7 protein-coding genes, 1 tRNA gene and 1 pseudogene are annotated in these 6000 nt (G+C 69.8%); 6 read left to right on the top strand and 3 right to left on the bottom strand.

Going from position 1 to position 6000, the window contains the following annotated elements:
• The 3 genes and pseudogenes from AB0D18_RS08680 to AB0D18_RS08670 form a co-directional block, all read left to right on the top strand.
• Positions 1 to 728, top strand: a pseudogene (locus tag AB0D18_RS08680) (hypothetical protein); the annotation flags it as partial.
• A complete protein-coding gene (locus AB0D18_RS08675) occupies positions 725 to 2164 on the top strand; it encodes a nucleotide pyrophosphatase/phosphodiesterase family protein (protein ID WP_362414380.1) in 1440 nt (479 codons plus the stop codon). The pseudogene AB0D18_RS08680 and the gene AB0D18_RS08675, both read left to right, overlap by 4 nt.
• 41 nt (positions 2165 to 2205) lie before the next feature.
• Positions 2206 to 3261 (top strand): sugar phosphate isomerase/epimerase, encoded by a 1056-nt coding sequence (locus tag AB0D18_RS08670; RefSeq protein ID WP_362414378.1) that lies wholly within the window; start codon positions 2206 to 2208, stop codon positions 3259 to 3261.
• Between the two features lie 130 nt (positions 3262 to 3391).
• Here AB0D18_RS08670 and AB0D18_RS08665 read toward each other — a convergent pair whose 3' ends face one another.
• On the bottom strand, positions 3392 to 4741 hold the full coding sequence (locus tag AB0D18_RS08665; RefSeq protein ID WP_362414377.1) for a DUF2254 domain-containing protein: 1350 nt from the start codon (positions 4739 to 4741) through the stop codon (positions 3392 to 3394).
• Between the two features lie 48 nt (positions 4742 to 4789).
• Between AB0D18_RS08665 and AB0D18_RS08660 the strand changes: the two genes are divergently transcribed.
• Together AB0D18_RS08660 and AB0D18_RS08655 are read left to right on the top strand one after the other, a co-directional pair.
• Entirely contained in the window at positions 4790 to 4993 is a 204-nt protein-coding gene (locus tag AB0D18_RS08660) for a hypothetical protein (RefSeq protein WP_362414375.1), read from the top strand.
• A 97-nt stretch (positions 4994 to 5090) separates the two neighbouring features.
• Positions 5091 to 5178, top strand: a tRNA-Leu gene (locus AB0D18_RS08655).
• On the opposite strand, the gene AB0D18_RS08650 is transcribed toward AB0D18_RS08655, so the two are convergent.
• Positions 5157 to 5375 (bottom strand): hypothetical protein, encoded by a 219-nt coding sequence (locus tag AB0D18_RS08650; RefSeq protein ID WP_362414373.1) that lies wholly within the window; start codon positions 5373 to 5375, stop codon positions 5157 to 5159. The two genes, AB0D18_RS08655 and AB0D18_RS08650, sit on opposite strands and share 22 nt — an antisense overlap.
• A gap of 21 nt (positions 5376 to 5396) precedes the next feature.
• A complete protein-coding gene (locus AB0D18_RS08645) occupies positions 5397 to 5594 on the bottom strand; it encodes a hypothetical protein (RefSeq protein ID WP_362414371.1) in 198 nt (65 codons plus the stop codon).
• A gap of 172 nt (positions 5595 to 5766) precedes the next feature.
• Between AB0D18_RS08645 and AB0D18_RS08640 the strand changes: the two genes are divergently transcribed.
• A complete protein-coding gene (locus AB0D18_RS08640) occupies positions 5767 to 5994 on the top strand; it encodes a hypothetical protein (protein WP_362414369.1) in 228 nt (75 codons plus the stop codon).
• The last annotated feature ends 6 nt before the right edge of the window (positions 5995 to 6000 follow it).

The following is a 6000-nucleotide window of genomic DNA, read 5'->3' as shown; positions in this document are numbered from 1 at the left end:
CTCTGCGTCCTGCTGCGACTGCCGACGCCTGCTCTCCTGCGGTTGCTACCGACCGTCCTCCTACGGCTGTCGGCGCCGACTCCTCTGCGGCTGCCGGTGACGCCTGCCCTTCCTCGGCCGCCGCTCTGCGTCCTGCTGCGACTGCCGACGCCTGCTCTCCTGCGGTTGCTACCGACCGTCCTCCTACGGCTGTCGGCGCCGACTCCTCTGCGGCTGCCGGCGACGCCCGCCCTTCCACGGCCGCCACCACCCGCTCTCCGGCGACCGCCACCCCAGCCCGCTCTCCGGCGACCGCCACCCCCACCCCCTCTCACGTCCCCGCGACCGCCGAAGCCTCCCGCCGCCCCACTGCCCCCGCCCTCCCGCCAAACCCTCCTCCCCACACCCACACCCTCCACGGCACCGACGACCTCCCCGAGGCCCTGACCACCACCTCCCTCCCCACCGCCACCCCCTGGCGAGCCCATTTCCACGTCCCCCTCCACACCTCGCCCGCCCCGCCCCTCACCTCCACCCTCTCCGTCCTCCGGGACGCCCTCGCTCACCTCATGGCCCACCCCTCCGGCCATCCCCTCACCCACCACCTGGAGGTCGAGACCTACACCTGGCAGGCCCTCCCGCCCGAGCTCCGTCCCCGTACCCGCGCCCAACTCGCCGACGGCATCGCCGCCGAACTCACCCTCGCCCGCGACCTCCTGACCGACCTGGGCCTGAAGGAGCTCCCATGACCCGACCGCCCCAACAGCCTCCCGAGCTCCCCGAGCCCCACAGCAGCCCCACCCCAGCGCCGGCCCTCACCCCCCTCCTCGTCCTGGACGTCGTAGGCCTCACCCCCCGCCTCCTCCACCACATGCCCCGCCTCAAGAGGCTCGCCCGCAACGGTTCACAGGCCCCCCTCACCACCGTCCTCCCCGCCGTCACCTGCTCCGCCCAGTCCACCTTCCTCACCGGCACCACCCCCGCCGAGCACGGCATCGTCGGCAACGGCTGGTACTTCCGCGAACTCGGCGAAGTCCTCCTCTGGCGCCAGCACAACGGCCTGGTCTCCGGCGACAAGATCTGGGACGCCGCCCGCCGCACCCACCCCGGCTACACCGTCGCCAACATCTGCTGGTGGTACGCGATGGGCGCCGACACCGACATCACCGTCACCCCCCGCCCCGTCTACTACGCCGACGGCCGCAAGGAACCCGACTGCTACACCCGCCCCCCGTCCCTCCACGACGAGCTGACCGAGAAACTCGGCACGTTCCCGCTCTTCCACTTCTGGGGGCCGGGCGCGGACCTCACGTCCTCCCGCTGGATCGTCGGCGCGACCCGCCACATCCTCCGTACGAACCACCCCGACCTGGCCCTCTGCTATCTCCCGCACCTCGACTACGACCTCCAGCGCTACGGCCCCGACGACCCCCGGGCCCACCGCGCCGCAGCCGACCTGGACGCCGTCATGGCGCCCCTCCTGGACGACGCCGAGGCCGAGGGGCGTACCGTCGTCGCGCTCTCCGAATACGGCATCACCCGGGTCTCGCGCGCCGTGGACATCAACCGGGCCCTGCGCCGCGCCGGCCTGATCGAGGTCCACACGCAGGACGGCATGGAGTACCTGGACCCCATGACCTCACGGGCGTTCGCCGTCGCCGACCACCAGATCGCGCACGTCTACGTACGCCGCCCCGAAGACCTCGAAGCGACACGGGCCGCGCTCGAAGGGCTCGACGGAATCGCCGAACTCCTCGACGACGAGGGCAAGAAGGCGTACGGCCTCGACCACCCCCGCTCCGGCGAACTGGTCGCCGTCGCCGCCGCCGACGCCTGGTTCACGTACTACTACTGGCTCGACGACGCCCGCGCCCCGGACTTCGCCCAGCTCGTCGAGATCCACCGCAAGCCCGGCTACGACCCGGTCGAGCTCTTCCTCGACCCCCTCGACCCGTACGTACGACTCAGGGCAGCCGCCGCTGTCGCCCGCAAGAAGCTCGGCATGCGCTACCGGATGGCGGTGGTCCCCCTGGATCCGACACCCATCCGCGGCAGCCACGGCCGCCTCCCCGCGAGCGACGACGAAGGCCCGCTCATCCTCTGCTCCACCCCCCACGCACTCACCGGCCGCACCGCAGCCACCGAAGTGAAGGCCCTGCTGCTCCACCTGGCGGGCCTGCAGTGACACCCACGCGTCCCCAACCCAAACCCGTACGAGGAGCCCGCATGCCCCACCACACCAGCAAGGCCCACGACCCCGAGCTCACCCACCGCCTCTCCAGACGGAACATGCTCGGAGTGGCCGCCGGAACCACCGCCGCCGCCCTCCTGGGCGCGGCCGCGACTCCGGCATTCGCCGCCGAAGCCCCGCAGGCCTCCCGCGACAAGGGCCACGGCGGGCAGCCCGTACTCCCGCCCGGCCGCCTCGGCGTGCAGCTCTACTCTCTGCGCGACAAGGTCGCGGCCCTCGGTTTCGCCAAGGTCTTCGCCGAGCTGGCGCTCTACGGCTACGACGAGGTCGAGTACGCCGGCTACACCCAGGGCTCGGCCGGCCCCCTCACCCTGCCCGAACTCCGCCGCCTCACCCGCGACCACGGCCTGCGCGGCATAGGCAGCCACGTCGGCTACTACGACAACAACCCGAACGCGTACACCTTCGCCCAGAACCTCAACAAGGTCCTCGACGACGCCCAGACCCTCGGCCTCCAGCACATCGGCACCGCGTCGGGGCCCTGGCGCTACGGCACGACCGTCGACGGCTGGAAGCGCTGCGCCGAGGAGTTCAACACGTACGGCGAAGCGGCCCGCGAGCGCGGCATGAAGTTCTACCAGCACAACCACGCCGAGGAATTCTCCTTCGCCACCGACAAGCCGGGGACCCGCCTCTACGACGTGCTCCTCGCCGAGACCGACCCGCACCTCGTGCACCTGGAGATGGACATCTACTGGGCCTACGTGGGCCAGTTCCGCTTCTCGAAGAGGGCCGACGGCACCCCCGCCCCCTTCGACCCGCTCCGCTACGTACTCAAGCAGCCCCACCGCTACCCGCTCTTCCACGTCAAGGACGGCGAGCACGACGCGGCCGCCCGCGACGGCTACCGCATGACCGACGTCGGTGACGGGGACATCGACTACAAACGCTTCATCTCCGCGGTCAACCGCACCCACCACGGCCGCCGCGACCACCACTGGCAGGTCGAACACGACAACCCCACCGATGCGTTCGCCTTCGCCCGGAAGTCCAGCGCCCACCTGCACTCCCTGCGCGAGCGCCGCGACTGACACGCAACGGCGGGCGAGGAGGCGAAGCGGCCGACGAGGCCGACGAGGCTGCGGGGGCTGCGGCGGCTTGCAGGGGCCTGCGAGGACCTGTGAGGACCTGCGAGGGCTTGCGAGGCCCTGCGAGGGCCGCTCACCCGATCCCCTGACGATCGGCCGTGAGCGCGAACTCCCGCTCGGCAGCATCCGGCACCGTACGCTCCACCGTCTCCACCAGGAGCGCACGGTGCCGGAGCAACACCTCCCGCCTCCCCTCCGGCGCGAGCAGCAACAGGTCCTCGACGCCCGCCATCATCCGCCGCGACACCTGCGGGTTGCCCATCACGGCCCCACGGATCTCGCTCAGCCCCAGGTCCACCAGATCCGCCCACCCCGGCACGTCCTGCACGAACCGCACGACCCCCTTCGCGTCCCGGTGCCACAGCGCCCCCAGCGGCAGCTCCGCGGCCGCCGACAGGAACTGCACGATCCGGTCGAGCGCCTGCACGGCCGTTGTCGGATCGTGCACCGCGGGCGACAGCGCACGCAGCGCGATGTCCGCCAACTGCCGCAGCCCGAAGCCAAGATCCTGGTGAAAGGTCCGCTCCACCCCCACGGACACCGAGTACCGCAAGGCCTTCGGCGTCACACCCTTCCCACCATGCACAGCGATCATCGGGGTCCCCGGCACCACGAAGTCCCCGATCCGCGGAATCAACCGCAGCACCACACCCCGCCGCCGAGCCACCCGTACCAGCCGCGCGATGTGCACGTCCCGCAGCACCCCGGCCCGCCCCTGGTGCGCGAACCGCGCGACCTCCTCCCCAAGCCCCTCACCCTCACCCTGGCCCTCGCCCCCGGCCCCGCCCGTCTCCCACGTCCCTGCCCACTCCGGCCTCCTCAACAGCGCCATGGACTCCCGGCTGATCCGGTCGATGACATGGCTGACCCGCATCAGCCGCAGCGTCGAGCTCACGTACGCGATGAACAGCAGCAGACTCAAGCCCACCATCACCATGGTCAGCGCGCTCTGCACCAACGGCACGGAACTCACGAGCTCGGGATCGGTCTCGCCGTCGTACGCGCCCATGACCAACAGCGACAGCACGAACGTCGCCAGGAACACGGCGAACGTCAGCTTGGTGATCCGGCTCCGTACGAAGATCCGCACCACCCGCGGACTGAACTGCCCGCTGGCCATCTGCACGGCCACCAGCGAGATGCTGAAGACCACACCGATGAAGGTCATCATCGCGGAGCTGACGCTCGTGATGATCGTCTTGGCGTCCTCGGCGAACCCGATCAACCCGGCGACGGCGTCGAAGTCCCGGTCGGCCTGCAGGAGCGTGACGATCTCGGTGTCCAAGAATGACGCCAGCACCCAGAGCACCACCACGATCGCCATCCCTGCGGTGGGCGCGAACCAGAAGGTGTCCCGCAGATGCTCGCGCAGCGGCGAGAGGGCGCGTGGCCTGCGGTAGCGCGAACCGCTTGGAGTACTCACCCCGCGAAGCTAGGCCGCACCGCACCCCCTGGGCGGACACCCCTCCGCATGCCACCTCAGTCGTACGTACAACAGTCCTCTGGCCTGACCCATACGGCCCAACACCTCCCGAGGACGGCCCGTCGCAGCCCCGCGAGAAGGGCCACCCTCCGCTGCGGCCTCTACTACGCGTATACGTCCGGCAACACCCTGTATGCCTGGCAGCACAACGACGACCACATCACCTTCAACAAGGCAGCCGCAGGTCACTGACCACGTCAAACGCAGGTGAAACCCACCCCGAACCCCTGGTATTGTTTTCCATGTCGGAACGGGACAGCACAAAACAGCCCCGAACGACAGACACCTTGTCCGGGTGGCGGAATGGCAGACGCGCTAGCTTGAGGTGCTAGTGCCCTTTATCGGGCGTGGGGGTTCAAGTCCCCCCTCGGACACCAACTGGTAGCCCACGGGTTACCGCACAGTGCGGGTTGAGATTCATCTCAACCCGCACTTTTTGTTGTCCGGAGTCGTAGGTGAGGGTGAGCCCGAGCTGCTGGTAGATCGCGGCTTTGTCCTTGAGGTCCGCTTGCCGGACGAGGGCGCCGAGATCGACGGCGGAATGCACGAGCTGGGCGATCTCTTCGCGGGTCATGTGGGTGGCGAGTTTTGCATCTCAGATACGGTGCCCGGCCTGGACGGCATCGGCCTGCCGCCAGGTGTGGTCCCGCTGCCGCAGGAGCCGGTTCGTGCGCGACAGCCACCAGAGGGTGCCGCCTGTTACTGCGGAGGCGGAGGCGGAGGCGGAGGCGGGGGCGATGGCGACGTACATCCAGATCTGGGACCAGAACACGACGAGCAGGAGGAGGAGCATCGCGCCGCCCACCCTGCCCGCCAGCCCTGCTCCCAGGCCTGTGAGTCCGTGCGGCTGGTGACGTTGTCGTTCAGTCCCCAGTGCGGGCGCAGGGTTCAATGGTGGGCCTGCGCCTGCAACCACGGTTCGAATGCCAGAAGATGCTAACCAACTGCTCCAAGGCAGTGCGGACTTGATTCGTGCTACATCGGCAGGTCGGATCAAGACCCGGGGCCAGGAGATCGAACCGGTCCGGTTATGGGCGGCGGTGCTGTTCTACCTCGACAACCATCAGCTCCGCACCCTGGAGATGATCGAGAGGCTGCACCGCAGCGAGAAGGCCATCCACGAGGCGGTCGCCCGTGGAGGTCCCGCCGCGTACGCCGTCCGGGCCGACCGGATCGACCGGACTCGGCCGTGACGGCCG

The organism is Streptomyces sp. NPDC048442 (genome assembly GCF_040651475.1).
Classification (GTDB): domain Bacteria; phylum Actinomycetota; class Actinomycetes; order Streptomycetales; family Streptomycetaceae; genus Streptomyces.
Note: the sequence above shows the minus strand (reverse complement) of the source record. Positions and strands in the feature narration are given on the sequence as shown.

Excerpts from the sequence above, each read along its gene's own strand:
- AB0D18_RS08675 (WP_362414380.1), top strand. The coding sequence starts at position 725 with ATGACCCGACCGCCCCAACAGCCTCCCGAGCTCCCCGAGCCCCACAGC.
- AB0D18_RS08660 (WP_362414375.1), top strand. The coding sequence starts at position 4,790 with ATGCCACCTCAGTCGTACGTACAACAGTCCTCTGGCCTGACCCATACG.
- AB0D18_RS08645 (WP_362414371.1), bottom strand. The coding sequence starts at position 5,594 with ATGCTCCTCCTCCTGCTCGTCGTGTTCTGGTCCCAGATCTGGATGTAC.
- AB0D18_RS08650 (WP_362414373.1), bottom strand. The coding sequence starts at position 5,375 with ATGACCCGCGAAGAGATCGCCCAGCTCGTGCATTCCGCCGTCGATCTC.
- AB0D18_RS08670 (WP_362414378.1), top strand. The coding sequence starts at position 2,206 with ATGCCCCACCACACCAGCAAGGCCCACGACCCCGAGCTCACCCACCGC.